This window comes from Clostridium sp. CM039, from assembly GCF_055081075.1.
Genome location: NZ_CM143649.1, coordinates 3,223,970 through 3,247,552, shown reverse-complemented (window position 1 = coordinate 3,247,552; position 23,583 = coordinate 3,223,970). Strand labels below are relative to the sequence as shown.

30 protein-coding genes and 1 other annotated feature are annotated in these 23,583 nt (G+C 34.4%); all 30 genes read right to left on the bottom strand.

Going from position 1 to position 23,583, the window contains the following annotated elements; genetic code table 11:
- Positions 1-32: 32 nt before the first annotated feature.
- Positions 33-431 carry a 30S ribosomal protein S8 gene (rpsH, locus tag ACWJJ2_RS15220; protein ID WP_165414249.1) on the bottom strand — a complete coding sequence of 133 codons (399 nt, stop codon included), beginning with the start codon at positions 429-431 and terminating at the stop codon, positions 33-35.
- 32 nt (positions 432-463) lie between these two features.
- Entirely contained in the window at positions 464-649 is a 186-nt protein-coding gene (locus tag ACWJJ2_RS15215; RefSeq protein WP_165414248.1) for a type Z 30S ribosomal protein S14, read from the bottom strand.
- 15 nt (positions 650-664) lie between these two features.
- Complete coding sequence (gene rplE / locus ACWJJ2_RS15210) at positions 665-1,207, bottom strand: 50S ribosomal protein L5 (protein WP_165414247.1); 543 nt, start codon at positions 1,205-1,207, stop codon at positions 665-667.
- A gap of 22 nt (positions 1,208-1,229) precedes the next feature.
- Positions 1,230-1,553, bottom strand: a complete 324-nt coding sequence (rplX, locus tag ACWJJ2_RS15205) for a 50S ribosomal protein L24 (protein ID WP_216302366.1) — start codon at positions 1,551-1,553, stop codon at positions 1,230-1,232.
- 17 nt (positions 1,554-1,570) lie between these two features.
- Entirely contained in the window at positions 1,571-1,939 is a 369-nt protein-coding gene (rplN, locus tag ACWJJ2_RS15200; RefSeq protein WP_165414246.1) for a 50S ribosomal protein L14, read from the bottom strand.
- Positions 1,940-1,975: 36 nt separating this feature from the next.
- Complete coding sequence (gene rpsQ / locus ACWJJ2_RS15195; RefSeq protein ID WP_165414245.1) at positions 1,976-2,230, bottom strand: 30S ribosomal protein S17; 255 nt, start codon at positions 2,228-2,230, stop codon at positions 1,976-1,978.
- 21 nt (positions 2,231-2,251) lie between these two features.
- Entirely contained in the window at positions 2,252-2,464 is a 213-nt protein-coding gene (gene rpmC / locus ACWJJ2_RS15190; protein ID WP_165414244.1) for a 50S ribosomal protein L29, read from the bottom strand.
- A complete protein-coding gene (gene rplP, locus ACWJJ2_RS15185; RefSeq protein WP_165414243.1) occupies positions 2,454-2,897 on the bottom strand; it encodes a 50S ribosomal protein L16 in 444 nt (147 codons plus the stop codon). The genes rpmC and rplP overlap by 11 nt, the downstream gene beginning before the upstream one ends.
- 25 nt (positions 2,898-2,922) lie before the next feature.
- Complete coding sequence (gene rpsC / locus ACWJJ2_RS15180) at positions 2,923-3,588, bottom strand: 30S ribosomal protein S3 (protein WP_216302365.1); 666 nt, start codon at positions 3,586-3,588, stop codon at positions 2,923-2,925.
- A gap of 16 nt (positions 3,589-3,604) precedes the next feature.
- Positions 3,605-3,940, bottom strand: a complete 336-nt coding sequence (gene rplV / locus ACWJJ2_RS15175) for a 50S ribosomal protein L22 (RefSeq protein ID WP_165414241.1) — start codon at positions 3,938-3,940, stop codon at positions 3,605-3,607.
- A 20-nt stretch (positions 3,941-3,960) separates the two neighbouring features.
- Entirely contained in the window at positions 3,961-4,242 is a 282-nt protein-coding gene (rpsS, locus tag ACWJJ2_RS15170; RefSeq protein WP_165414240.1) for a 30S ribosomal protein S19, read from the bottom strand.
- A 63-nt stretch (positions 4,243-4,305) separates the two neighbouring features.
- On the bottom strand, positions 4,306-5,139 hold the full coding sequence (gene rplB / locus ACWJJ2_RS15165; protein ID WP_165414239.1) for a 50S ribosomal protein L2: 834 nt from the start codon (positions 5,137-5,139) through the stop codon (positions 4,306-4,308).
- A gap of 56 nt (positions 5,140-5,195) precedes the next feature.
- Entirely contained in the window at positions 5,196-5,489 is a 294-nt protein-coding gene (gene rplW, locus ACWJJ2_RS15160; RefSeq protein ID WP_165414238.1) for a 50S ribosomal protein L23, read from the bottom strand.
- Positions 5,489-6,109, bottom strand: a complete 621-nt coding sequence (gene rplD / locus ACWJJ2_RS15155) for a 50S ribosomal protein L4 (protein WP_216302364.1) — start codon at positions 6,107-6,109, stop codon at positions 5,489-5,491. Before rplD ends, rplW begins: the two co-directional genes overlap by 1 nt.
- A 23-nt stretch (positions 6,110-6,132) precedes the next feature.
- Entirely contained in the window at positions 6,133-6,762 is a 630-nt protein-coding gene (rplC, locus tag ACWJJ2_RS15150) for a 50S ribosomal protein L3 (protein WP_165414236.1), read from the bottom strand.
- 119 nt (positions 6,763-6,881) lie between these two features.
- On the bottom strand, positions 6,882-7,190 hold the full coding sequence (gene rpsJ / locus ACWJJ2_RS15145) for a 30S ribosomal protein S10 (protein ID WP_071614633.1): 309 nt from the start codon (positions 7,188-7,190) through the stop codon (positions 6,882-6,884).
- A gap of 409 nt (positions 7,191-7,599) precedes the next feature.
- Positions 7,600-8,793 (bottom strand): elongation factor Tu, encoded by a 1,194-nt coding sequence (tuf, locus tag ACWJJ2_RS15140; protein ID WP_216302359.1) that lies wholly within the window; start codon positions 8,791-8,793, stop codon positions 7,600-7,602.
- A 45-nt stretch (positions 8,794-8,838) separates the two neighbouring features.
- Positions 8,839-10,902, bottom strand: coding sequence for an elongation factor G (gene fusA, locus ACWJJ2_RS15135; RefSeq protein WP_216302363.1), 2,064 nt, complete (start codon positions 10,900-10,902; stop codon positions 8,839-8,841).
- A 74-nt stretch (positions 10,903-10,976) separates the two neighbouring features.
- Positions 10,977-11,447, bottom strand: coding sequence for a 30S ribosomal protein S7 (gene rpsG / locus ACWJJ2_RS15130; RefSeq protein WP_165414408.1), 471 nt, complete (start codon positions 11,445-11,447; stop codon positions 10,977-10,979).
- Between the two features lie 143 nt (positions 11,448-11,590).
- Positions 11,591-11,971: a 30S ribosomal protein S12 gene (rpsL, locus tag ACWJJ2_RS15125; protein WP_165414407.1), complete on the bottom strand. Its 381-nt coding sequence runs from the start codon at positions 11,969-11,971 to the stop codon at positions 11,591-11,593.
- A gap of 117 nt (positions 11,972-12,088) precedes the next feature.
- Positions 12,089-12,331 (bottom strand): ribosomal L7Ae/L30e/S12e/Gadd45 family protein, encoded by a 243-nt coding sequence (locus ACWJJ2_RS15120; protein ID WP_165414406.1) that lies wholly within the window; start codon positions 12,329-12,331, stop codon positions 12,089-12,091.
- Between the two features lie 121 nt (positions 12,332-12,452).
- Positions 12,453-15,986, bottom strand: coding sequence for a DNA-directed RNA polymerase subunit beta' (rpoC, locus tag ACWJJ2_RS15115; protein ID WP_216302362.1), 3,534 nt, complete (start codon positions 15,984-15,986; stop codon positions 12,453-12,455).
- A gap of 20 nt (positions 15,987-16,006) precedes the next feature.
- Complete coding sequence (gene rpoB / locus ACWJJ2_RS15110; protein ID WP_165414404.1) at positions 16,007-19,720, bottom strand: DNA-directed RNA polymerase subunit beta; 3,714 nt, start codon at positions 19,718-19,720, stop codon at positions 16,007-16,009.
- Between the two features lie 258 nt (positions 19,721-19,978).
- On the bottom strand, positions 19,979-20,338 hold the full coding sequence (rplL, locus tag ACWJJ2_RS15105; RefSeq protein WP_165414403.1) for a 50S ribosomal protein L7/L12: 360 nt from the start codon (positions 20,336-20,338) through the stop codon (positions 19,979-19,981).
- Positions 20,339-20,455: 117 nt separating this feature from the next.
- Positions 20,456-20,956, bottom strand: a complete 501-nt coding sequence (gene rplJ, locus ACWJJ2_RS15100; RefSeq protein ID WP_165414402.1) for a 50S ribosomal protein L10 — start codon at positions 20,954-20,956, stop codon at positions 20,456-20,458.
- A 34-nt stretch (positions 20,957-20,990) separates the two neighbouring features.
- Positions 20,991-21,127, bottom strand: a sequence feature (ribosomal protein L10 leader region).
- 37 nt (positions 21,128-21,164) lie between these two features.
- Positions 21,165-21,854, bottom strand: a complete 690-nt coding sequence (gene rplA / locus ACWJJ2_RS15095; RefSeq protein ID WP_216302361.1) for a 50S ribosomal protein L1 — start codon at positions 21,852-21,854, stop codon at positions 21,165-21,167.
- Positions 21,855-21,912: 58 nt separating this feature from the next.
- Positions 21,913-22,338 (bottom strand): 50S ribosomal protein L11, encoded by a 426-nt coding sequence (gene rplK, locus ACWJJ2_RS15090; RefSeq protein WP_071614644.1) that lies wholly within the window; start codon positions 22,336-22,338, stop codon positions 21,913-21,915.
- 76 nt (positions 22,339-22,414) lie between these two features.
- Positions 22,415-22,936: a transcription termination/antitermination protein NusG gene (gene nusG / locus ACWJJ2_RS15085; RefSeq protein WP_216302360.1), complete on the bottom strand. Its 522-nt coding sequence runs from the start codon at positions 22,934-22,936 to the stop codon at positions 22,415-22,417.
- A gap of 46 nt (positions 22,937-22,982) precedes the next feature.
- The gene (gene secE / locus ACWJJ2_RS15080) at positions 22,983-23,207 is read right to left on the bottom strand and encodes a preprotein translocase subunit SecE (RefSeq protein ID WP_165414399.1); all 225 of its coding nucleotides are present in this window, start codon (positions 23,205-23,207) and stop codon (positions 22,983-22,985) included.
- A gap of 38 nt (positions 23,208-23,245) precedes the next feature.
- Complete coding sequence (gene rpmG / locus ACWJJ2_RS15075; RefSeq protein ID WP_125002828.1) at positions 23,246-23,395, bottom strand: 50S ribosomal protein L33; 150 nt, start codon at positions 23,393-23,395, stop codon at positions 23,246-23,248.
- Between the last annotated feature and the right edge of the window lie 188 nt (positions 23,396-23,583).

The window sequence follows — 23,583 nt, the reverse complement described above, 5'->3', positions numbered from 1 at the left end:
ACTCAATACTGTTATGCATCAAAATTATTATATTACCAAATGTAACAAATAACTTCTCCGCCTAAACCTAATTTTCTAGCATCTCTATCTGCTACTAGACCTTTTGAAGTTGATATTATAGCAACTCCTAATCCGTTTAGTACCTTTGGAATATCCTCATTTTTAGAATATACTCTTAAACCTGGCTTAGATATTCTCTTAAGTCCAGTGATAACTCTTTCCTTGTTTTGACCATACTTCATTGCAAGTCTCATCATTGGAACAACGCCATCATTATACTCTTCAATGTTTTTAAGATATCCTTCTTGAAGCAATATATTTGCAATTTCCTTCTTTATAGTTGAAGAAGGTATTTCTACTATTTCATGTCTAACAACATTTGCATTTCTTATACGTGTTAGCAAATCTGCGATTGGGTCAGTCATAACCATTTTTCGTGCCTCCTTTCATTAGAATGTTCTAATTACCAACTTGCTTTTCTGCAACCAGGAATTTCTCCCTTGTGTGCAAGCTCTCTAAAACAGATACGGCATATACCAAATTTTTGTAAAACAGAATGTGGTCTTCCACAAAGTCTACATCTTGTATAAGCTCTAGTTGTAAATTTAGGTTCTTTTTTCCATTTTTCTATTAAAGCCTTACGTGCCATATGTTTCCCTCCCTATTATTGAGCAAATGGCATTCCAAGGAATCTTAATAACTCTCTTGCTTCCTCGTCTGTCTTTGCTGTAGTAACAAATATTATATCCATTCCTCTAATTTTATCAATTTTATCATAATCTATTTCAGGAAATATAAGTTGTTCTTTAATCCCTATAGCGTAATTCCCTCTTCCGTCAAATGCTTTAGAAGAAGCTCCTCTAAAATCTCTAACTCTAGGTAATGCAACGTTCATTAATTTATCTGCAAATTCGAACATTTGAGTTTTTCTTAATGTAACTTTACAACCTATTGGAGTATTTTCTCTTAACTTGAAGTTAGCTATTGACTTCTTCGCTCTTGTTATAATTGGTTTTTGACCCGCTATAATCTGCATATCGCTAAGAGCTGCATCTAAAACTTTAGAATTGTCTTTAGCTTCTCCAACTCCCATATTTAAAACAATTTTTTCAAGCTTTGGTACTTCCATTATATTTTTATAACCGAATTTTTCCATTAGCGCTTGAACTACTTCATTATCATATTTTTCTTGTAGTCTTGAACTCATATGTTAAACCTCCTTTCAGGAATTAAAATGTTTCTACACATTTCTTACAAACTCTTACTTTAGTTCCATCTTCTAGAATTTTGCTACTTATTCTTGTTACATTTTTGCATTTTGTACAATATAACATAACTTTTGAACTATTTATAGCTGCTTCTCTGTGAGTTATTCCACCTTGCATATTTTGTTTGCTTGGTTTTTGATGTTTTGTAATTACACTAACATCTTTCACTAAAACTTTACCAGTTTTAGGGTATACAGCTAAGACTTCGCTTATTTTGCCTTTGTCTTTACCTGATATAACCATTACTGTATCTTTTTTTCTTACGTGCATTTTTTTAACTGCCATGTTAGACACCTCCTATCTTATAGAACTTCAGGCGCTAATGATAAGATCTTACTGAAGTCTTTATCTCTTAACTCCCTTGCAACAGGTCCGAATATACGAGTTCCCTTTGGGGTTTTGTCGTCTTTTATGATAACAGCTGCATTATCATCAAATTTAACGTATGATCCATCCGCTCTTCTTAATCCTTTTACTGATCTAACTATAACTGCCTTAACTACTTCACCTTTTTTAACAACTCCACCTGGTGTTGCACTTTTTACGCTAGCAACTATTGTATCGCTGATGTTTCCCCATTTTCTCTTAGAACCACCTAATACTCTAATACACATAATTTCCTTTGCACCAGAATTATCCGCAACTTTTAATCTCGATTGCTGTTGTATCATATCAAATACCCTCCTTTCAGTTGTTAGACCGAAATACTATTTAGCTTTTTCAACTATTCCAGTAATTCTCCATCTTTTATCTTTAGACAATGGTCTAGTTTCCATAATTGTAACTTTATCATTGATTTTAGCTTCATTTTTTTCATCATGAGCTTTAAATTTTGTTGTTGTGTTAAGTATTTTTCCGTATAGTGGGTGACGAACTTTTGTTTCAATTGCAACAACTATTGTCTTATCCATTTTATCAGAAACTACTTTACCTGTTCTTGTTTTTCTATTATTTCTTTCCACAAGAGCAACCTCCTTTCAGTTTTACTGTTCAAAAGCTTTTATTTCTTCTTGCCTAAGAATGGTCTTAATTTGGGCTATAGATTTTTTCACTTGTTTAATTCTCATAGGGTTTTCTAGTTGCCCTGTAGCTAACTGAAATCTAAGGTTAAATAATTCTGCCTTTAGATCAGACATTTTCACTAGCAAATCTTGAGGATTACTTTGTCTTAATTCTTTTAATTCATTAGCCTTCAATGACTTCACCACCCATTTCCTCAAAATCTTTTCTAGATACAAACTTAGTTTTAATTGGAAGTTTGTGTGAAGCAAGTCTCATTGCTTCTCTAGCAGCTTCTTCTGTTACTCCTGCAATTTCAAATAAGACTCTACCTGGTTTAACAACTGCTACCCAATATTCTACTGATCCTTTACCAGATCCCATACGAGTTTCAGCCGGTTTTTCAGTTACTGGCTTATCAGGGAAGATTTTTATCCAAACCTTTCCGCCTCTTTTTACTTCTCTATTGATAGCAACTCTGGCAGCTTCTATTTGATTACTTTTAACCCAGCCACATTCCATAGCTTGTAATGCATACTCACCATATGCAATAAAGTTTCCTCTTGTAGCTTTTCCTCTCATTCTACCACGTTGAACCTTACGATGTTTAGATCTCTTAGGCATTAACATGTCTTATTCCTCCTTCCTTACACTTCTACGCTTTTATTTCTTCCTTAACGATTTTCTTTGTAGGAAGAACTTCGCCTCTATATACCCAAACTTTTACGCCAATTTTACCATATATTGTATCTGCTTCTGCAAATCCATAGTCTATATCAGCTCTCAAAGTTTGTAATGGTATTGTACCTTCATGATAGTGTTCAGTCCTAGCTATTTCTGCTCCGCCAAGTCTTCCTCCACATGAAATTTTAACACCTTTTACGCCAGATCTCATAGCTCTTTGAATTGTTTGTTTCATTGCTCTTCTAAAAGAAATTCTCTTTTCTAATTGCGAAGAAACATTTTCAGCCATTAATTGAGCGTTGTTTTCAGCTTGTTTTACTTCTACTATGTTAATTAAAACATTCTTATCTGTTATAATTTTTTTCATGTCTAACTTTATAACTTCAATTCCAGAGCCACCTCTACCAATAACCATTCCTGGTTTAGCAGTGTGTATGTTGATTTTAACTCTTTTAGCAGCTCTTTCAATTTCAATTTTAGAAATTCCAGCTGTGTAAAGTTTACTTTTTAAGAATTCTCTAATCTTAAAATCTTCAACAAGATTATCTGCAAAATTCTTTTTATCTGCATACCATTTAGAACTCCAGTCTTTTATTACACCAACCCTAAAGCCGTGTGGATGTACTTTTTGTCCCACGCTAAAACCCTCCTTCTTATGATCTTTCCGTAACTATAATAGTTATATGGCTAGATCTTTTTCTTATTCTATAAGCTCTTCCTTGTGCACGCGGTCTAAATCTCTTAAGTGTTGGACCCTGACATGCATAAGCCTTAGCAACGTATAGTCTATTGATATCTAAATTTAAATTGTTCTCTGCATTTGCTACAGCTGATTTTAGTACTTTAGTTACTACTTCAGCTGCATTTTTTGGAGTGTATTGTAATATAGCAAAAGCTTCATTTACATTTTTATCTCTTATTAAATCAAGAACAATCCCGATTTTCATTGAGGACGTTCTCACATATTTAGCTATAGCTTTAGCCTCCATGATTGTCTCCTCCTTCCACACTATTTTACTCTGCTTGTTTTTTCTCTAACAATGTGTCCTTTAAATGTTCTAGTTAAAGCAAATTCGCCTAATTTATGTCCTACCATATCTTCTAAAACATAAACTGGTACATGTTTTCTTCCATCATGTACTGCGATAGTATGCCCTATCATTTGCGGGAAAATAGTAGAACTTCTTGACCAAGTCTTTATTACTTTTTTCTCGCCATTTTTATTCATTTCGTTAATTCTGTTTAACAAAACTTCTTGTACATAAGGTCCTTTTTTAACTGATCTACTCATTTTTGTGGCCTCCCTTCATACACCGTAACCATTGTTTTAAAAAGAATTTAAATTCTCTTCAAACTATTTTCTATTTTTTCCCTTGACAATAAATTTGTCAGAGTATTTTTTGGTTTTCCTAGTTTTATATCCTAGTGCCGGTTTACCCCATGGAGTCATCGGACTAGCGTGACCTATAGGAGATTTACCTTCTCCACCACCATGTGGATGATCGCAAGGATTCATTACTGAACCTCTGACTGTAGGTCTAAACCCTAAGTGTCTTTTTCTTCCTGCTTTACCTATGTTAACAATACCATGAGTTACATTAGAAACCGTTCCTATAGTAGCTCTACAATTTACTCTAACATATCTTACTTCACCACTTGGAAGTCTTACTTGAGCATATTCTCCTTCTTTAGCCATAAGTTGCGCTGAAGAACCTGCTGATCTTACAAGTTGAGCACCTTTTCCAACCTGTAGTTCTATATTATGAATCGTAGAACCTGTTGGTATATTAATTATTGGAAGAGTATTCCCAACTTTTATATCAGAATCAGCACCGGATACAATTACATCTCCAACTTTTAATCCAACTGGAGCAATTATGTATCTTTTTTCACCATCAGAATATGCAACAAGAGCTATGTAAGCAGATCTATTTGGATCGTACTCAATTGTAGAAACTTTTGCTGGAATATTATCTTTAGTTCTCTTGAAATCTATTAGTCTGTAACTTTGTTTTGCTCCACCACCTCGGTGACGAACAGTTATTTTACCTTGATTATTTCTACCACCTGATCTTTTTGTGCTTACAAGAAGTGATTTTAATGGCTTATCTGTTGTTATTTCTGCGAAATCAGCCATAGTCATATTTCTTCTTGAAGGTGTGGTCGGTCTAAATTTCTTAATTCCCATGTGACTTTCCTCCTTCTTTCTCGCTTATCTGGCCTCTGCCAATACCTGCTTAATAATTACATTCCATCAAAAAACTCAATTGTCTTGCTTTCTGTTGTTAAAGTAACAATAGCTTTTTTGAAGTCAGCTCTTTTTCCAATGTGAACCCCAACTCTTTTAGTTTTACCTATATTTCTTAGTGTTCTTACATTTTCAACTTTAACTCCAAATACTTCTTCTACTGCTTTTTTAACTTGAGTTTTATTTGCATGAATATCAACTATAAAGGTGTATTTTTTTTCCGCCATTACAGCCATACTTTTTTCAGTAATTATCGGTTTTCTTATAATATCATGGCTAGTTAGCTTCATTATATATACACCTCCTCAATTTTAGATACAGCATCCTTTGTAACTATGAATTTTTCATACTTTAGTATGTCATAAACATTCAAATTATTTACTGGTGATACTTGTACTCCAGGTATGTTTCTTGCTGATTTATAGATATTTTCTTCTGACTTTTCAACAACTATTAAAGTTTTTTTAGCATCAAAAGCTTTTAAAACCTCTAACATTGCTTTAGTTTTTGGTGAGTCAAATTCTAAACTATCTATAACTATCATTTCATTTGAAGCTACCTTAGCTGATAAAGCTGATTTGAAAGCAACTCTTCTCATTGTCTTCGGTACAGACATACGGTAATCTCTTGGCTTTGGAGCAAATACTATACCACCATGTATCCATTGTGGTGCTCTTATAGAACCTTGTCTTGCTCTACCAGTTCCTTTTTGTCTCCAAGGCTTTATACCACCGCCTCGAACCTCAGCTCTAGTTTTAGCTGATTGAGTTCCTTGTCTTTTATTTGCAAGTTGTGCTACTACAACTTGATGCATAGCATCTGTGTTGACTTCAACTCCAAATATATTTTCATTTAGTTGAATATCTCCAACCTTTTGTCCTTCTTTACTAAATAAATCTAATGTAAGCATTCTGCATCCTCCTTTCTTTAAAGTTACGCTTTAACAGCATTTCTTATTACAACTGTGCCTTTGTTAGGTCCCGGTATACCACCTTTAACTAATATAATGTTCTTTTCAGGCATTACTTTAACTATTTCAAGGTTTATTACTGTTCTACTAACATTACCCATATGACCTGGCATACGTTTGTTTTTAAACGTTTTTGATGGATCGGAAGATGCTCCCATTGATCCAACTGCTCTATGGAATTTAGATCCATGACTCATTGGTCCTGTATGCTGATTCCATCTTTTAATACAACCTTGGAATCCTTTTCCCTTAGATATTCCTGATACGTCAATTTTATCTCCAGCAGCAAATATATCTGCCTTAAATTCTTGACCTACTTCATAAGCACTTATATCTTCCATTCTAAATTCTTTTACGAATCTTTTTAAAGATGTTCCTGCTTTAGCAAATTGTCCTTGCATTGGTTTGTTAACTAACTTTTCTCTTATGTCACCAAAGCCAACTTTAATTGCATTGTAACCATCATTTTCGATAGTTTTCTTTTGAATAACAACACATGGACCTGCTTCAACAACTGTTACTGGAACAACTCTTTTATTTTCATCAAATATTTGAGTCATACCAAGTTTTTTACCCATTATTGCTTTTTTCATGAAAATACACCTCCTACTTATTAGCGGACCACATTAGTGATCATAACAGTTAGTAATATTAATTTAATGCTTACGTACAGTAATTATACTTATACGCTTAATCGCACTTATATGTACGCTTATAGTTTTATTTCGATATCAACACCAGCTGGTAAGTCTAATCTCATTAAGGCATCAACAGTTTTAGGTGATGGACTAATTATATCTATTAGTCTCTTATGAGTTCTTATTTCAAATTGTTCTCTTGAATCTTTATACTTGTGTGGAGCTCTCAACACTGTAATTACATCTTTTTCTGTAGGTAGCGGTACTGGACCAGCTACTTTAGCTCCTGTACTTTTAGCTGTTTGAACAATTTTCTCAGCTGATTGATCTAATATGTTGTGATCAAAAGCCTTTAATCTAATTCTGATTTTTTGTTTTATCATTATTATTTCCTCCTTTTCATCGCACGCTCTACTTCTTACGTGCAACAGCGGATGTTCTGTAAACTGCTCCGGGTGTTTCATGTAATAAATGCATGAAACAATCGTAGGAACCCCGTCGTCCGATTCAAGATCAGGACATGCTCGGTGAAGAATTACCCGGAAGTCCGGCAACCTCTTACCTCATCACTGTTACCACAATACAACTTCTAAAGTATACAACACTTCTTTTGCTTTGACAAGTATTTTTTCACTATTATTTCATAATTTTTATATTTGTGGTTCCTGCTTATATTTATACAAAAGTTTTATTGTATTTAAAAGGAGAAGAGCGTCCTCTTCTCCTTAATAATAAAAGCTTTTATTATTATTGAAATTCATCAATTGATGGTTATAAATACATTGTAAATTATTATTTAACTATTGAAGTAACAACTCCTGAACCTACTGTTCTTCCACCTTCTCTGATTGCGAATCTTAATCCCTCATCCATTGCTACTTGAGTGATTAGTTCAACATTCATGTCTATGTGATCTCCTGGCATTACCATTTCCATTCCGTCTGGTAATTTTATTGATCCAGTTACATCAGTTGTTCTGAAATAAAATTGTGGTCTATATCCGTCGAAGAATGGAGTATGTCTTCCGCCTTCTTCTTTTTTAAGTACATATACTTGACCTACAAATTTATCATGTGGATGTATTGAACCTGGCTTAGAAAGCACTTGACCTCTTTGAATATCTGTTCTTTGTACTCCTCTTAGTAATGCTCCGATGTTGTCTCCGGCCATTGCTTGATCTAAAAGTTTTCTGAACATTTCAACTCCTGTACATACAACTTTTCTTTTATCTTCGCTAAGTCCTACGATTTCTACTTCTTCTCCAACCTTAAGTATCCCAGCTTCAACTCTTCCTGTAGCAACTGTTCCTCTACCTGTGATTGTGAATACATCTTCTACTGGCATTAAGAATGCTTTATCTGTTGCTCTTGTTGGTGTTGGAATGTAGCTATCTACTGCTTCCATTAATTCAGCTATGCATTTTGATGCTTCTTCATCAGTTGGGTTTTCTAATGCTTTTAATGCTGATCCTGTTACTACTGGAATGTCGTCACCAGGGAAGTCATACTCACTTAATAATTCTCTTACTTCCATTTCAACAAGTTCTAATAATTCTGGATCATCTACCATATCTGCTTTGTTTAAGAATACTACTATATATCCTACTCCAACTCTGCTTGCTAATAGTATATGCTCTCTTGTTTGAGGCATTGGGCCATCTGCTGCACTAACAACTAGAATTGCTCCATCCATTTGTGCTGCGCCTGTGATCATGTTCTTTACATAATCTGCATGCCCTGGGCAATCAACATGTGCATAATGTCTATTATCTGTTTCATACTCAACATGTGATGTATTTATTGTAATTCCTCTTTCTCTTTCCTCAGGTGCTTTGTCAATTTGGTCAAACCTAGATACTTCTGCTAAACCTTTAGTTGCGAGTACTGCTGTTATTGCAGCTGTTAATGTTGTCTTGCCGTGATCTACGTGCCCTATTGTTCCAATGTTTACGTGTGGTTTGCTTCTTTCAAACTTTGCCTTTGCCATTTTGTATTCCTCCTTATATTTGCATATTATCTTATATTTTGCTTGTTATTTACTTCCTATAACTTGTTCTTGAATACCCTTTGGAACTGGTTCGTATGCAGCAAATTCCATACTGTATACTCCTCTACCCTGAGTTCTTGATCTAAGCGTCGTAGCATATCCAAACATTTCTGATAATGCAACCATTGCTCTAATTACTTGAGCGCCTGATTGAGCTTCCATTCCTTCTATTCTACCTCTTCTTGAATTAATGTCTCCCATAACGTCTCCCATGTACTCTTCTGGCACTGTTACTTCGACCTTCATTATTGGTTCAAGCAAAACTGGATCTGCTTTTGCCATACCGTTCTTGAATGCCATTGAACCAGCAACCTTAAATGCCATTTCGTTTGAGTCAACATCATGGTATGATCCATCAACTACTTTAACTTTAAAGTTAAGAACTGGGTATCCACCAAGAATACCATTCTTTGATGCTTCTTTAATTCCGTTCTCAATTGGAGATATAAATTCTCTTGGAATAGATCCACCAACCGTACAATTTTCAAATGAGTAAGGTTCAGTAGTTGGTATTAACTCTATCCAACAGTGACCGTATTGTCCACGTCCACCTGATTGTTTAATGTATTTACCTTCTGCTTTAACTGCTTTTCGTATTGTTTCTTTATAAGCTACTTGTGGTTTTCCTACATTACATTCAACCTTAAATTCTCTTTGAAGTCTATCAACAATAATTTCTAGATGAAGCTCGCCCATACCACCAATTATTGTTTGACCTGTTTCTTGATCAGTATAAGTTTGAAAAGTAGGATCTTCTTCAGAAAGCTTTGCAAGAGACATACCCATTCTTTCCTGACCAGCTTTTGTTTTTGGCTCAATAGCTACATGGATAACTGGATCTGGGAAGTCCATGGTTTCAAACAATATTGGATGATCTTCATCACATAAAGTTTCTCCAGTAGTTGTGTTTTTAAGTCCAATTACTGCACCTAATTCTCCTGAACGTAATTCTTCAACTTCTTCTCTGTGATTAGCATGCATTTTAACTAGTCTACCAACTCTTTCTTTTTTACCTTTGTTAGCATTTAATACATATGTACCAGTTTTCATTACGCCTGAGTAAACTCTTGTAAACGCAAGTCTGCCAACAAAGGGATCTGTAGCTATTTTAAACGCTAATGCTGCCATTGGCTCATCATCACTTGGGTGTCTTTCCATTTCTTCACCAGTATCAACATCTTGTCCTTTGGTAGCTGGTATATCAAGTGGTGACGGCATGTATTCTATAACAGCATCTATCATCATTTGAACGCCTTTATTTTTATATGAAGAACCACAAATTACAGGTACTATTTCATTCTTAATTACACCTTTTCGTAATGCTGCTTTTAATTCTTCTTCACTTATTTCTTCACCATCAAGATATTTCATCATAAGCTCTTCATCTAGTTCAGCTATTGCTTCAACCATAGCCGATCTGTATTCTTCTGCTAACTCTTTCATATCTTCTGGAATTTCTATTTCTTCTATTTGTGTTCCTAAATCATCCCTATAGACTTCTGCAACATTTCTAACTAAATCTATAATACCTAGGAATCCTTCTTCTTTACCTATTGGAAGCTGTATTGGAACTGCATTAGCATGAAGTCTTTCTCTCATCATGTCTACAACGTGATAGAAGTCTGCACCCATTATATCCATTTTGTTAACATATGCCATTCTTGGTACCTTATATTTAGTCGCTTGTCTCCATACTGTTTCTGATTGTGGTTCTACTCCGCCTTTTGCACAGAATACAGAAACTGCACCATCAAGTACTCTTAAAGATCTTTCAACTTCAACTGTGAAATCTACGTGCCCTGGTGTATCAATGATATTTATGTTATAACCCTTCCAGAAACAAGTTGTAGCCGCAGAAGTTATTGTTATACCTCTTTCCTGTTCTTGTACCATCCAGTCCATAGTAGCTCCACCATCATGAACCTCACCAATCTTGTGTGTTTTTCCTGTATAGAATAATATACGCTCAGTTGTTGTTGTTTTACCAGCATCAATATGAGCCATAATACCTATATTACGGAATTTTTCTAAAGAATATTCTCTACCCACTATTTGCGCCTCCTGTCAACGAGTGATTTTAAATTTGACAAAACTGTCTTGGCAAAGCCAAAACAGTTTTAATATTAATACCTGTAATGAGCAAAAGCCTTGTTAGCTTCAGCCATTTTATGAATATCTTCTCTCTTCTTTACTGCTGCTCCAGTATTGTTTGCAGCTTCGAGTAATTCGTTAGCAAGTTTTTCTCTTGCATACTTCTCTCCTCTATTATCTGCAGCAATAAGCAACCATCTTAGTCCTAATGTCTGTCTTCTCTCAGGTCTAACCTCGATAGGCACTTGATAATTAGCTCCACCTATTCTTCTAGCTTTTACTTCAAGTAATGGCATAACATTATTTAATGCTTCTTCAAAAACCTCTAAAGGTTCTTTGCCTGTTTTTTCTTTGATTATGTCAAAAGCCTCATAGCATATTTTTTGTGCTACTCCTCTTTTACCATCCTCCATTACATTGTTTATTAACTTTGTAACGACTTTGCTGTTGTACATAGGATCTGGTAATACATCTCTTTTTGCAATATATCCTTTTCTCGGCACTTTACTTCCCTCCTTAACAATTTTAATTAACTCATAGGTACTCGATATCTCTACCGCAAAGTACTCTGTACTCCTGCAAATGTATGTAAATATAAATTTTCATATATATAAATGCTGAAGACATTGCACCTTAATTCAAAGCATTATTTTTTTTGCTTTGGTCTCTTAGTACCGTATTTAGATCTACTTTGTAGTCTGCCCGCAACTCCAGCAGAGTCTAATGTCCCTCTGATGACGTGGTATCTAACTCCTGGTAAATCCTTAACTTTTCCACCTCTTATAAGTACAACACTATGTTCTTGTAAATTGTGGCCTACACCTGGTATATAAGCAGTAACTTCGTATCCGTTTGTAAGTCTAACTCTTGCTACTTTTCTTAATGCTGAGTTTGGCTTTTTAGGAGTTGTTGTTTTAACTACTGTACAAACTCCTCTTTTTTGCGGACAGTTCTTCAATGCTGGTGCAGCTGATTTTGTTGCTAATGTCTTTCTGCCTTTTCTTACTAATTGATTGATAGTTGGCATGATTTCACCCCCTCATTTTTGTAAGCTGTTCTTCATTTATATCAATGCAGCGTAACATAACTAAATGGCAATGTTACCGCATGGATATATCTATATTATTTAGTTGCTAGCATTAATTTAATCTTCGAAACGCAATGCTGTTGCTGATGCAACATCTATATCACAAAGATTTCCTAATTCTTTCATTGTGTCTACAAATATTATTTGTAGGGAATTAACCTTGGCTAGTTTTAGAATAGGATCAGTAATACTACTATCAGCATCTTTGGCTATATACAAAACTTTACCCCGACTATTCTTTAACGCTTTTAGGGTTTGTTTAACTCCAACGACTTTCTGACCTACAATTTTACCTACCATTTCTAACCCCCTTCACAATTATAATCAAAAGATTTACCTAATTAAGATGCATCTACTCGATTTAAATCACACACAAGGTGTATTTTATCATTTTACTATCACCCTGTCAACTAGTTACAACCTATACTTCCAAATCATTTTCAATTTCTACCTTTTCATCATCTTCAGTATTGATTTTTATTGTTCTATATCTTGTCATTCCAGTACCCGCAGGTATCAGTTTACCAATTATTACATTTTCTTTTAATCCAAGCAATGGATCAATTTTACCCTTAATAGCCGCATCAGTAAGTACTCTTGTTGTCTCCTGGAATGATGCTGCTGACAAGAATGATTCTGTTGCAAGTGCCGCTTTAGTTATACCTAATAGAGAAATTTTCCCCTGAGCAGGTACTCCACCTTCAGCTTCAATTTTTGCATTAGCATCTTCAAAAGCAAATATATCTACTAAGTTCCCTGGAAGTAGTTCAGTATCTCCAGATTCCTCAACCTTTACTTTTCTTGTCATCTGTCTCACAACAACCTCTAAATGTTTATCATTTATATCAACACCTTGAAGTCTATAAACTTTCTGTACCTCTGACGATAAATAATTTTTAACTCCGTTAACGCCTTTTATTCTTAAAATATCGTGCGGATTAACTGAACCTTCAATTATCTCATCTCCGGCCTCAATTCTATCACCATTTGCAACTTTTAATCTTGATCCAAAAGGTATATCATAACTTAGTTCTTCCCCTGCATCACCAATTACAATGACAACTCTCTTTTTCTTAGTATCTTCCATTTTAACGCTACCGCATACATCACTTACTATTGCGAGTCCCTTTGGTTTTCTAGCTTCAAATAATTCCTCAACTCTTGGAAGACCTTGGGTTATATCTGATCCTGCTACTCCACCTGTATGGAATGTTCTCATTGTAAGTTGTGTACCCGGTTCTCCTATAGATTGAGCTGCAATTATGCCTACGGCTTCGCCAATGTTAATCTTTTGAGACGTTGCCATATTCATTCCATAACATTTAGAACAAACTCCAATTTTAGCCTTACATGTAAATACCGATCTAATCATAACTTTTTTCACACCAGACTTTTGAACTTCTTCTGCTAACTTAATATCCATATACTCATTCTTAGGAACTATTACTTTGCCTGTTTTTGGATGAATAATATCTTCAGCGGAATATCTTCCAGTCAATCTTTCAACTAACTGTTCAATTACTTCACTTCCATCACGAATCTCTGAAACTTCAAAACCTTCATCCGTTCCACAATCTTCGTGTCTTACGATAACATCCTGGCATACATCAACAAGCCTTCTTGTTAAATAACCTGAGTCAGCTGTTTTAAGTGCTGTATCTGCGTTACCTTTTCTAGCTCCATGTGTTGAAATAAAGTACTCTAATACACTTAGTCCATCTCTAAAGGATGCTCTAATAGGCAACTCAATTATCTTACCAGATGGATTAGCCATAAGGCCTCTCATACCTGCTAATTGTTTGATCTGACTCTTAGACCCTCTGGCACCTGAATCTGCCATCATGAATATCGGATTGAATTTATCCAAACTATCCATTAGTGCATTTGCCACATCTTCTGTAGTTTTAGTCCATTTTTCTATTACTCTTTGGTATCTTTCTTCCTCGGATATAAATCCTCTTCGATACATCTTCTCAATTTTTTCAACAGTTTCATCCGCATCTTTTAACAATGCTTTTTTAGCCTCTGGAACCACCATGTCAGATGTAGCAACCGTAATTGCTCCAATTGTTGAGTAATGATATCCCTTAGCCTTTATTTTGTCTAGCATCTTAGAAGTTTCTGAAGGCCCATATTTTAAGTAGCATTTATCAATAATACTACCAAGATTCTTTTTACTTACCAAGAAGTCTATCTCAAATTTCAATTCATTTCCAGGAATGCTTCTATCAATAAACCCTAAATCTTGAGGTATAGTTTCATTGAAAATTAGTTTTCCAGGTGTAGTTTCTATAATTGAAGTTATACTTACACCATCAACGGTGCCAAATAACTTAACTTTAATTTTAGCATGAATATCAATATCCTTTACTTGATAAGCCATTATTACTTCATCTGGCGATGAGAATGATCTTCCCTCACCTTTAGCACCATCTTTATCAATAGTTAAATAGTAAGCTCCTAAAACCATATCTTGAGTAGGTACGCAAACCGGTTTACCATCTGATGGTTTCATAATGTTATGTGCAGCAAGCATTAAGAACCTTGCTTCAGCTTGAGCTTCAACAGATAGAGGTACATGTACCGCCATTTGATCTCCATCAAAGTCAGCATTATAAGCCGTACATACAAGCGGATGTAGTTTAATAGCCCTACCTTCTACAAGTATAGGTTGGAAAGCTTGAATTCCTAGTCTATGAAGTGTAGGTGCACGATTTAATAGTACTGGGTGATCAGCTATTACTTCTTCAAGTACATCCCATACTTGAGGCATAACTCTCTCTACCATTCTCTTAGCACTCTTAATATTATGCGCTACTCCACTTCCAACTAGCTTTTTCATAACAAAAGGCTTAAATAATTCTAAAGCCATCTCTTTTGGAAGACCACATTGATACATTTGTAACTCTGGTCCAACAACTATAACTGAACGGCCTGAGTAATCAACACGTTTTCCAAGTAAATTTTGCCTGAATCTTCCTTGCTTTCCTTTTAACATGTCAGATAGAGATTTTAAAGGTCTGTTCCCTGGTCCCGTAACTGGCCTTCCTCTTCTTCCATTATCAATTAATGCATCTACAGCTTCTTGGAGCATTCTTTTTTCATTTCTAACAATTATATCTGGAGCACCTAAATCTAGAAGTTTTTTTAGCCTATTGTTACGGTTTATTACCCTTCTATACAAATCATTTAAATCAGATGTAGCAAATCTTCCTCCGTCTAATTGTACCATCGGTCTTAAATCAGGAGGTATAACTGGTATTACATCGATTATGATCCATTCAGGTTTGTTTTTAGATTTTCTAAATGATTCTGACACATCTAGTCTTCTTATACTTCTGATTCTTTTTTGTCCTGTACTCGTTTTTAGGTCTTCTTTTAATTCCTTAGATAATTCTTCTAAGTTTATATCTTGTAAAAGTACTTTCACAGATTCTGCACCCATACCAGCTACAAAACTATCATTTCCAAATTTATCAATAGCTTCTCTATACTCTTTTTCACTAAGGATTTGTTTTTTAAGTAGTGATGTTTCTTTTGGATCTAATACTACATAAGAAGCAAAATAAAGAATCTTTTCTAGAGATCTAGGTGACATATCTAAAATAAGTCCCATACGAGATGGTATTCCTTTAAAATACCAAATGTGAGATACTGGGGCAGCAAGTTCGATATGCCCCATTCTTTCACGTCTTACTTTAGATTTTGTAACTTCAACACCACATCTATCACAAACTATTCCCTTATATCTTACTCTCTTGTATTTTCCACAGTGACATTCCCAATCTTTAATTGGTCCAAATATTCTTTCACAAAACAACCCATCTCTTTCAGGTTTTAAAGTTCTATAGTTTATAGTCTCTGGTTTTTTTACTTCACCTTTTGACCATTCTCTGATCTGTTCCGGTGATGCTAATCCTATTTGAATAGCATCAAAATTATTAAATTCAAACAAGGGTTCATCCTCCCTTCATATTAATGTTCATCATTAAAATCATTTAATTCTAAGTCTTCACCAAATTCTTCTGCCGGTATTTCATCATAATTTATATCAATGTCCAGTTCTTCATCTTCATCGATAAGCTCAATGTACTCTTCCGTTGGTGCTTCAGGAATTATATCTTCTGATCCTTCTATGTTAACATTTAAATTTAATTCTTCCATTTCATCATCAACTGATTCCTTCAGTTTAATTTCTTCTAATTCATCAGTAAGAACTTTAACATTTAAACACAACGCTTGTAATTCCTTTATAAGAACTTTAAAGGATTCAGGCACACCAGGTTCTGGAATATTCTCGCCTTTTACTATTGCTTCATATGTTTTAACTCTTCCTACAACGTCATCGGATTTAACTGTTAAAATCTCTTGTAATGTATGAGCTGAACCATAAGCTTCTAATGCCCAAACTTCCATTTCTCCAAACCTTTGGCCACCAAACTGTGCTTTACCACCTAATGGTTGCTGAGTTACGAGAGAATATGGACCTGTAGATCTAGCATGTATTTTGTCATCTACTAAATGATGTAACTTTAAGATATACATATATCCAACAGTAACTCTGTTGTCAAATGCTTCTCCTGTTCTTCCATCATATAAATCAGTTTTTCCATCTGTATTATATCCTGCTTTTTCCAAGCACGCTTCAATTTCTTCTTCAAGCGCACCATCAAATACTGGCGTTGCAATATGCCAACCTAATTCACTAGCTGCCCATCCTAAGTGGACCTCTAATACCTGGCCTATATTCATACGAGAAGGAACACCTAGTGGATTTAAGCATATTTGAAGTGGCCTTCCATCAGGTAAAAACGGCATATCTTCTACTGGTAATACTCTAGATATAACCCCTTTATTACCATGTCTTCCTGCCATCTTATCGCCTACAGATATCTTTCTCTTTTGAGCTATATAACATCTAACTAGTTCATTTACACCTGGTGGAAGTTCATCACCATTTTCTCTAGTGAACACTTTAACGTCAACTATTATTCCAGCTTCGCCATGTGGCACTCTAAGTGATGTATCTCTTACTTCTCTTGCCTTTTCTCCAAATATTGCCCTTAATAATCTTTCCTCTGCGGTAAGTTCTGTTTCTCCCTTTGGAGTTACTTTTCCAACTAGAATATCTCCAGATCTTATCTCAGCACCTATTCTTATTATTCCGCCCTCATCTATATCTTTAAGTGCATCTTCGCCAACATTAGGAATATCCCTAGTTATTTCTTCTGGTCCAAGCTTTGTATCTCTTGCATCTGATTCATATTCTTCAATGTGCACCGATGTAAATATATCATCACGAACAAGTTCTTCAGATATTAACATCGCATCCTCATAGTTATAACCTTCCCAAGTTACAAACCCAATACGGATGTTCTTACCTAATGCTATTTCTCCAAGGTCAGTTGAAGGTCCATCTGCTAAAACAGTATTTACTTCAACTTTTTCGCCTTTATTAACTATAGGTTTTTGATTTATACACGTACCCTGATTAGATCTTTTAAACTTTAGAATTTTATAAACATCTAATCCACTATCTGAATCTCTTCTTACCTTAATTTCGTTAGCACTTACATACTCAACTGTGCCGGCGTTTTTAGCTTTCGGAAGTACACCAGAATCTACTGCAGCTCTATATTCTATTCCAGTAGCTACAATTGGCGATTGTGATTTAAGTAGTGGTACTGCTTGACGTTGCATGTTGGAACCCATTAGCGCACGACTAGCATCATCATTTTCAAGGAATGGAATCATTGCTGTAGCAACAGAAACTATCTGTCTTGGCGATATATCCATAAGATCTACTTCTTCTTTTGGAACAACCATTACTTCTTCTTTAGCTCTTACAGTTACTTTTTCATCTACAAAAGTACCATCTTCGCTAATTGGTTCACTTGCCTGTGCTACTAGATATGCATCTTCTTCATCCGCAGTCATATACACAATTTCGTTTGTAACTACTGATGTTTTCTTATCTACAATCCTATATGGTGTTTCAATAAACCCATATTCGTTAACTTTAGCGTAACTCGCAAGTGAATTAATAAGTCCTATATTGGGTCCTTCTGGAGTTTCTATAGGGCACATTCTGCCATAATGCGAGTAATGAACATCTCTAACCTCAAACCCAGCTCTCTCCCTAGAGAGACCGCCTGGTCCTAGTGCAGATAATCTTCTTTTATTTGTAAGTTCTGATAATGGATTTGTTTGGTCCATAAACTGAGAAAGTTGTGAACTTCCAAAGAATTCTTTTATAGCTGCGGCTACAGGCCTTATGTTTATAAGCGCCTGAGGCGTTATTCCTTCTTGGTCTTGGATTGTCATTCTTTCTTTGACAACTCTTTCCATTCTAGATAAACCAATTCTAAATTGATTTTGTAAAAGTTCACCTACAGATCTAATTCTTCTGTTTCCTAAATGATCAATATCATCAATATAACCGATATCGTAAGTTAGTCCTAACTCGTAGCTCACTGTAGCATACATATCATCTTTAATTATATGTTTAGGTATTAATCTAGTTTTATTAGCTTTTATTTGTTCTTTAATTGATTCTTCATCACTAAAATTATCCAATATCTCTTTTAATGTTGGATAATGGACCATTTCCCTAATATTAAGATCAGAAATATCAAAGTTAACTACTTTATTAATGTTAACAAAGTGATTTCCTATAACTCTTAACACCTTATCCTCTACTTGAAGATCTACTACATTAATTCCTAAGTTTTGAATTTCTAGAGCAACTTCTCTATCTATCTTTTGACCTTTTTCAACTATAACTTCGCCAGTTGTAGGGTTAACAATATTTTCAGCAGCAATTTTGTTTGCAATTCTGTGATTAATTGATAACTTCTTATTAAATTTATATCTACCAACTCTTGATAAATCATATCTCTTAGCATCAAAGAATAGTGAATCAATAAGAGATACCGCACTATCCACTGTAGGTGGTTCGCCTGGCCTTAATCTCTTATATATTTCTATCAAAGCTTCTTCTCTTGTTTTAGTATTATCTTTTTCTATTGTAGCTTTTAGTCTTTCTTCTTCACCTAATAATTGATGTAAGTCTAAATCGCTACCATTATCCATCATAGCTCTGGCCAAAATACTTATAGGCAGTTTTCTTGTCTTGTCAATTCTAATATATACAATTTCATTAGAATCTGTTTCATACTCGAGCCATGCTCCTCTGTTTGGGATTACCGTTGCAGAGTAAAGTTTTTTTCCAGTTTTATCAACAGAATAATTGTAATAAACCCCTGGTGATCTAACCAATTGACTTACTATAACTCTTTCTGCTCCATTTATAACAAATGTTCCTTGTGGTGTCATCAGTGGGAAGTCTCCCATAAAGACTTCTTGTTCCTTAATTTCACCTGTTTCATTATTACGCAATCTAACCTTAACTTTTAACGGTGCTGCGTAAGTTGTATCTCTTTCCTTACATTGTTCTTCAGTATACTTAATGTTATCTGTATCAAGTTTGTATCCTACAAACTCTAGAACAAGATTCCCAGTATAGTCTTGAATAGGATTTATATCGTCAAAAACCTCTTGAAGTCCTTCTTTTAAAAACCAATTATAAGAGTCTAACTGTATCTCAATTAAATTTGGCATATCAGTTACTTCACCTATTTTTGAAAAACTCATTCTTGTTCTTTTACCTAATTGGACAGGATGTACCATCAGCTTTCACCCCTTGTATAAACTAAAATAACCAAAAACACACTTTCCCCTAGGACCTTATGCTTTTGGATTCACATATTTATTATGTTATTATAACCATTTTTGTTAATTCAATTCACATTAACCAGTAATTTCTTTTTTAACGTTAAACTACTAGTTTTAATGCATTACGCTATATTATCATAAGTATAATTCTATGTCAACATAACATTTTAAAAAAGGGCACTCTTATCTAAAAGTACCCTGTTTATGATAAAATTATTTTATTTCTGCTGCGCCGCCAACTTCTTCTATTTTAGCTTTTAATGCTTCTGCATCTTCTTTGCTTATAGCTTCTTTAATTGCCTTAGGTGCTCCATCAACTATATCTTTAGCTTCTTTTAATCCTAATCCAGTTATTTCTCTAACAACTTTAATAACTTTAATTTTGCTAGCGCCTGCACTAGTTAAAATTACGTCAAATTCAGTTTTTTCTTCAACAGCTGCTGTAGCAACTCCTGCAACTGCAACTGGTGCAGAAGCACTCACTCCAAATTCTGTTTCACACTCTTTTACTAATTCATTTAATTCTAAAACACTCATATCTTTTATAGCTTGAATAATTTCTTCTCTTGTCATTATAAATGCACCTCCGAATTTTTTTCATATAAATATTGTTTTGTACTTACCTTTTAAAAAAGGCATGATTTGAATCAATTAAAAATCGCTATGTAGTTCAGCTTAATATTTGAAATATTATTGAGCTGATTCCTTTTGCTCTTTAACTGAATTCAATAGGTATGCAAGATTTGATAATGGAGCTTTGAAGCTTCCAAGTAATTTTGCAATAAGAACATTTCTTGGTGGTATTGATGCAAGAGCATTAACCTCGGCACCATCGAATATTTTACCTTGAATTATGCCTGCTTTAAGCTCTAACTTTTTATGAGTTTTTGCAAATTCATTTAAAACTCTAGCTGCAACAGTTGCATCTTCATATCCAAATGCCATTGAAATAGATCCTTGTAGGTGAGTTTCTATACCTTCAATTCCTAATTCCCTAGCCGCTAGAATAACTAAAGTGTTTTTATAAACTTTATATTCTACCCCAACTTCTCTAAGGTTTTTTCTTAGTTGCGTATCTTCTTCTACATTTAGACCTTGATATTGACTAAATACTACACCTTGAGCTTTTGCTAATTTTTCTTTTATTTCTGCTACTTTTGCTTCTTTTACTTGTCTATTATTGCTTAACACTATATATCCACCTCCTAACAGTTTTTAACTGCTTTATAAAAAATTAAAATCTCTCCGTAGACACGAAGAGACCTAATATATGTATACAAGTATACTTATAGGAATCCTCGGTAGGCATGTTGTCTTTTACGCTTTCGCACCTACTATCTACGGAATATCATTTATTTCACTCTGGAAATTGTATCATGTTTAACCCTATTTGTCAATACTAGTCTAATACTTTAGCTTGATTGACTTTTATTCCAGGTCCCATAGTGCTTGAAACTGATACTGATTTTAAGTATTGTCCTTTAGCTGCTGATGGTTTAGCTTTAACTACTGCTTCCATTAAAGCATGAAAGTTTGCAACTAATTTGTCAGCACCAAAAGATTTTTTACCAAGCGGTACATGAATTATAGAAGTTTTATCAACTCTATACTCAACTTTACCAGCTTTTATTTCATTTATTGCTCTAGCAACATCAAATGTAACTGTTCCTGACTTTGGATTTGGCATTAATCCCTTAGGTCCAAGTACTCTACCTAATTTACCAACAACACCCATCATATCTGGAGTAGCAACAACTATATCAAATTCAAACCAATTTTCTTTTTGTATTTTTTCAACTAATTCATCAGTTCCAACGAAGTCTGCTCCTGCAAGTTCCGCTTCTTTAGCTTTCTCGCCTTTAGCAAAAACTAAAACTTTAACTGTTTTACCTGTTCCATGAGGAAGTACTACTGCACCTCTAACTTGTTGGTCTGCATGTCTTGGATCAACACCAAGGCTTACAGCGAGTTCTATAGTTTCATCGAACTTAGCTTTAGATGTTTTCACCACAAGTTCCATAGCTTCTGTTGGTGTATATAGAGCATTTTTATCTATAAGCTTAGCGCTTTCTATGTAATTTTTTCCCATAATAGTATCCTCCTTCGTGGTAATAACGGTTTTTACCTCCCACGTAATTAATTTAAAATTATTCTTCTACAACTATTCCCATACTTCTTGCTGTTCCAGCTATCATACTCATTGCAGATTCAATTGATGCTGCATTTAAATCTGGCATCTTAAGTTCTGCTATTTCTCTTACTTTAGCTTTAGAAACTGTAGCAATTTTGGTTTTGTTTGGAACACCAGAACCGCTTTCTAATCCAACTGCTTTCTTTAACAATATTGCTGCTGGTGGAGTTTTCAGTATGAAACTAAAAGATCTATCTTGATATACTGTTATTACTACTGGTATTATCATACCTGCTTGATCCGAAGTTTTCGCGTTGAATTCTTTACAGAATCCCATGATATTAACTCCGTGTTGTCCAAGTGCTGGTCCAACTGGTGGTGCTGGGGTAGCTTTTCCTGCAGGAAGTTGAAGTTTTATCATCCCTGTTATTTTCTTAGCCATGAATTTATACCTCCTATATTGTGGTAAACGGATTAAAAATCCTCCCACTTACTAAAACTTTCGTTTTATTAAGTATCTAGTCTAGTTTTTGTATTTGATTGAATTCTAGTTCAACAGGAGTTTCCCTGCCAAACATATTTATAAGTGCTTTAATTTTTTGCTTTTCCAAATGAATTTCTTGTATTAAAGCAACAAATCCTTCTAATGGTCCAAATGTCACCTGAATATTCTCACCTATTTCGTAGTCAACAACTATAGTTTTTTCTGCTATACCCATAGTTCTAACTTCATCTTCAGTAAGAGCTACCGGTTTAGAACCCGGTCCTACGAACCCAGTTACACCTCTGGTATTTCTAACTATATACCAAGATTCATCTGTCATAAGCATTTTAACCATAACATAACCTGGAAACACCTTTTTTAAAGTTATTTTCTTTTTTCCATCCTTTACTTCAACTACTTCTTCCATAGGTACTTGAATATCATGTACATATTCTTCAAGATTTCTATTTTCGATCGCTTTTTCTAGGTTGACTTTAACTTTATTTTCATAACCAGAATATGTATGTACAACATACCATTTAGCTTTATCTGCCATAGCTCAAGGGGTGGAGTATTCCGTCCCCCTACCTCCTTCCTTTACCTTATTTAAAGATTAGTTTATAGAGGTTCTTAAAACCATAATCCAACAAACCTATTAAAATCACAAAAATAAAACAAAAACTTGTCACTGCAAAAGTTGCCTTTTTAACATCTTGTTTTGAAGGCCAAGTTATTCTTTTCGCCTCTGCCTTAAGTTCATTGAAAAACTTCACTATACCTTTTTGGTTTGATTTTTCCTTTACTTTAACATTCCCAGTAACAGCCATTTTATTCACATCCCTACTGTTTTGTGTTTAATGCTGTATTATTTTGTTTCTTTATGAAGTGTATGTTTGTGGCAGAACTTACAGTATTTCTTCATTTCTATTCTGTCTGGGTTATTTTTTTTGTTTTTCATTGTATTGTAATTTCTCTGTTTGCAATCAGTACAAGCTAAAGTTACTTTTACTCTCACAATCTACACCTCCCGGTTTTCCATCTATTTAAGAAAGCTCATACTTATTAAGCGCTAAGCTATCTTTAGCATTTTTGTTATACTTAAATAAGTTATCACAATTTAATACATATGTCAATGAATTAGTTCAAGGTGTTTTTTTATTAAACAATTTTCTTTCTTCTAATTCATAATGCATTTTTTTGTTT

Coding starts and splice junctions, on each gene's coding strand:
- rpsL (WP_165414407.1), bottom strand. CDS start 11,971: ATGCCAACTATCAATCAATTAGTAAGAAAAGGCAGAAAGACATTAGCA.
- rplA (WP_216302361.1), bottom strand. CDS start 21,854: ATGGGAAAAAATTACATAGAAAGCGCTAAGCTTATAGATAAAAATGCT.
- rplP (WP_165414243.1), bottom strand. CDS start 2,897: ATGTTAATGCCTAAGAGATCTAAACATCGTAAGGTTCAACGTGGTAGA.
- rplE (WP_165414247.1), bottom strand. CDS start 1,207: ATGAGTTCAAGACTACAAGAAAAATATGATAATGAAGTAGTTCAAGCG.
- rplK (WP_071614644.1), bottom strand. CDS start 22,338: ATGGCTAAGAAAATAACAGGGATGATAAAACTTCAACTTCCTGCAGGA.
- rplN (WP_165414246.1), bottom strand. CDS start 1,939: ATGATACAACAGCAATCGAGATTAAAAGTTGCGGATAATTCTGGTGCA.
- ACWJJ2_RS15215 (WP_165414248.1), bottom strand. CDS start 649: ATGGCACGTAAGGCTTTAATAGAAAAATGGAAAAAAGAACCTAAATTT.
- rplD (WP_216302364.1), bottom strand. CDS start 6,109: ATGCTTACATTAGATTTATTTAGTAAAGAAGGACAAAAGGTTGGAGAT.
- rpsS (WP_165414240.1), bottom strand. CDS start 4,242: ATGAGTAGATCAGTTAAAAAAGGACCTTATGTACAAGAAGTTTTGTTA.
- rplL (WP_165414403.1), bottom strand. CDS start 20,338: ATGACAAGAGAAGAAATTATTCAAGCTATAAAAGATATGAGTGTTTTA.
- rpsH (WP_165414249.1), bottom strand. CDS start 431: ATGGTTATGACTGACCCAATCGCAGATTTGCTAACACGTATAAGAAAT.
- rplV (WP_165414241.1), bottom strand. CDS start 3,940: ATGGAGGCTAAAGCTATAGCTAAATATGTGAGAACGTCCTCAATGAAA.
- rplC (WP_165414236.1), bottom strand. CDS start 6,762: ATGAAAAAAGCAATAATGGGTAAAAAACTTGGTATGACTCAAATATTT.
- rplB (WP_165414239.1), bottom strand. CDS start 5,139: ATGGGAATTAAGAAATTTAGACCGACCACACCTTCAAGAAGAAATATG.
- ACWJJ2_RS15120 (WP_165414406.1), bottom strand. CDS start 12,331: ATGGTAGGTAAAATTGTAGGTCAGAAAGTCGTTGGAGTTAAACAAACC.
- rpsJ (WP_071614633.1), bottom strand. CDS start 7,190: ATGATAAAACAAAAAATCAGAATTAGATTAAAGGCTTTTGATCACAAC.
- secE (WP_165414399.1), bottom strand. CDS start 23,207: ATGGCTGTTACTGGGAATGTTAAAGTAAAGGAAAAATCAAACCAAAAA.
- rplX (WP_216302366.1), bottom strand. CDS start 1,553: ATGGCAGTTAAAAAAATGCACGTAAGAAAAAAAGATACAGTAATGGTT.
- tuf (WP_216302359.1), bottom strand. CDS start 8,793: ATGGCAAAGGCAAAGTTTGAAAGAAGCAAACCACACGTAAACATTGGA.
- rplW (WP_165414238.1), bottom strand. CDS start 5,489: ATGAAGCTAACTAGCCATGATATTATAAGAAAACCGATAATTACTGAA.
- nusG (WP_216302360.1), bottom strand. CDS start 22,936: ATGGCAGATAAAGCTAAATGGTATGTTGTACATACATATTCTGGTTAT.
- rpoB (WP_165414404.1), bottom strand. CDS start 19,720: ATGGTACATCCTGTCCAATTAGGTAAAAGAACAAGAATGAGTTTTTCA.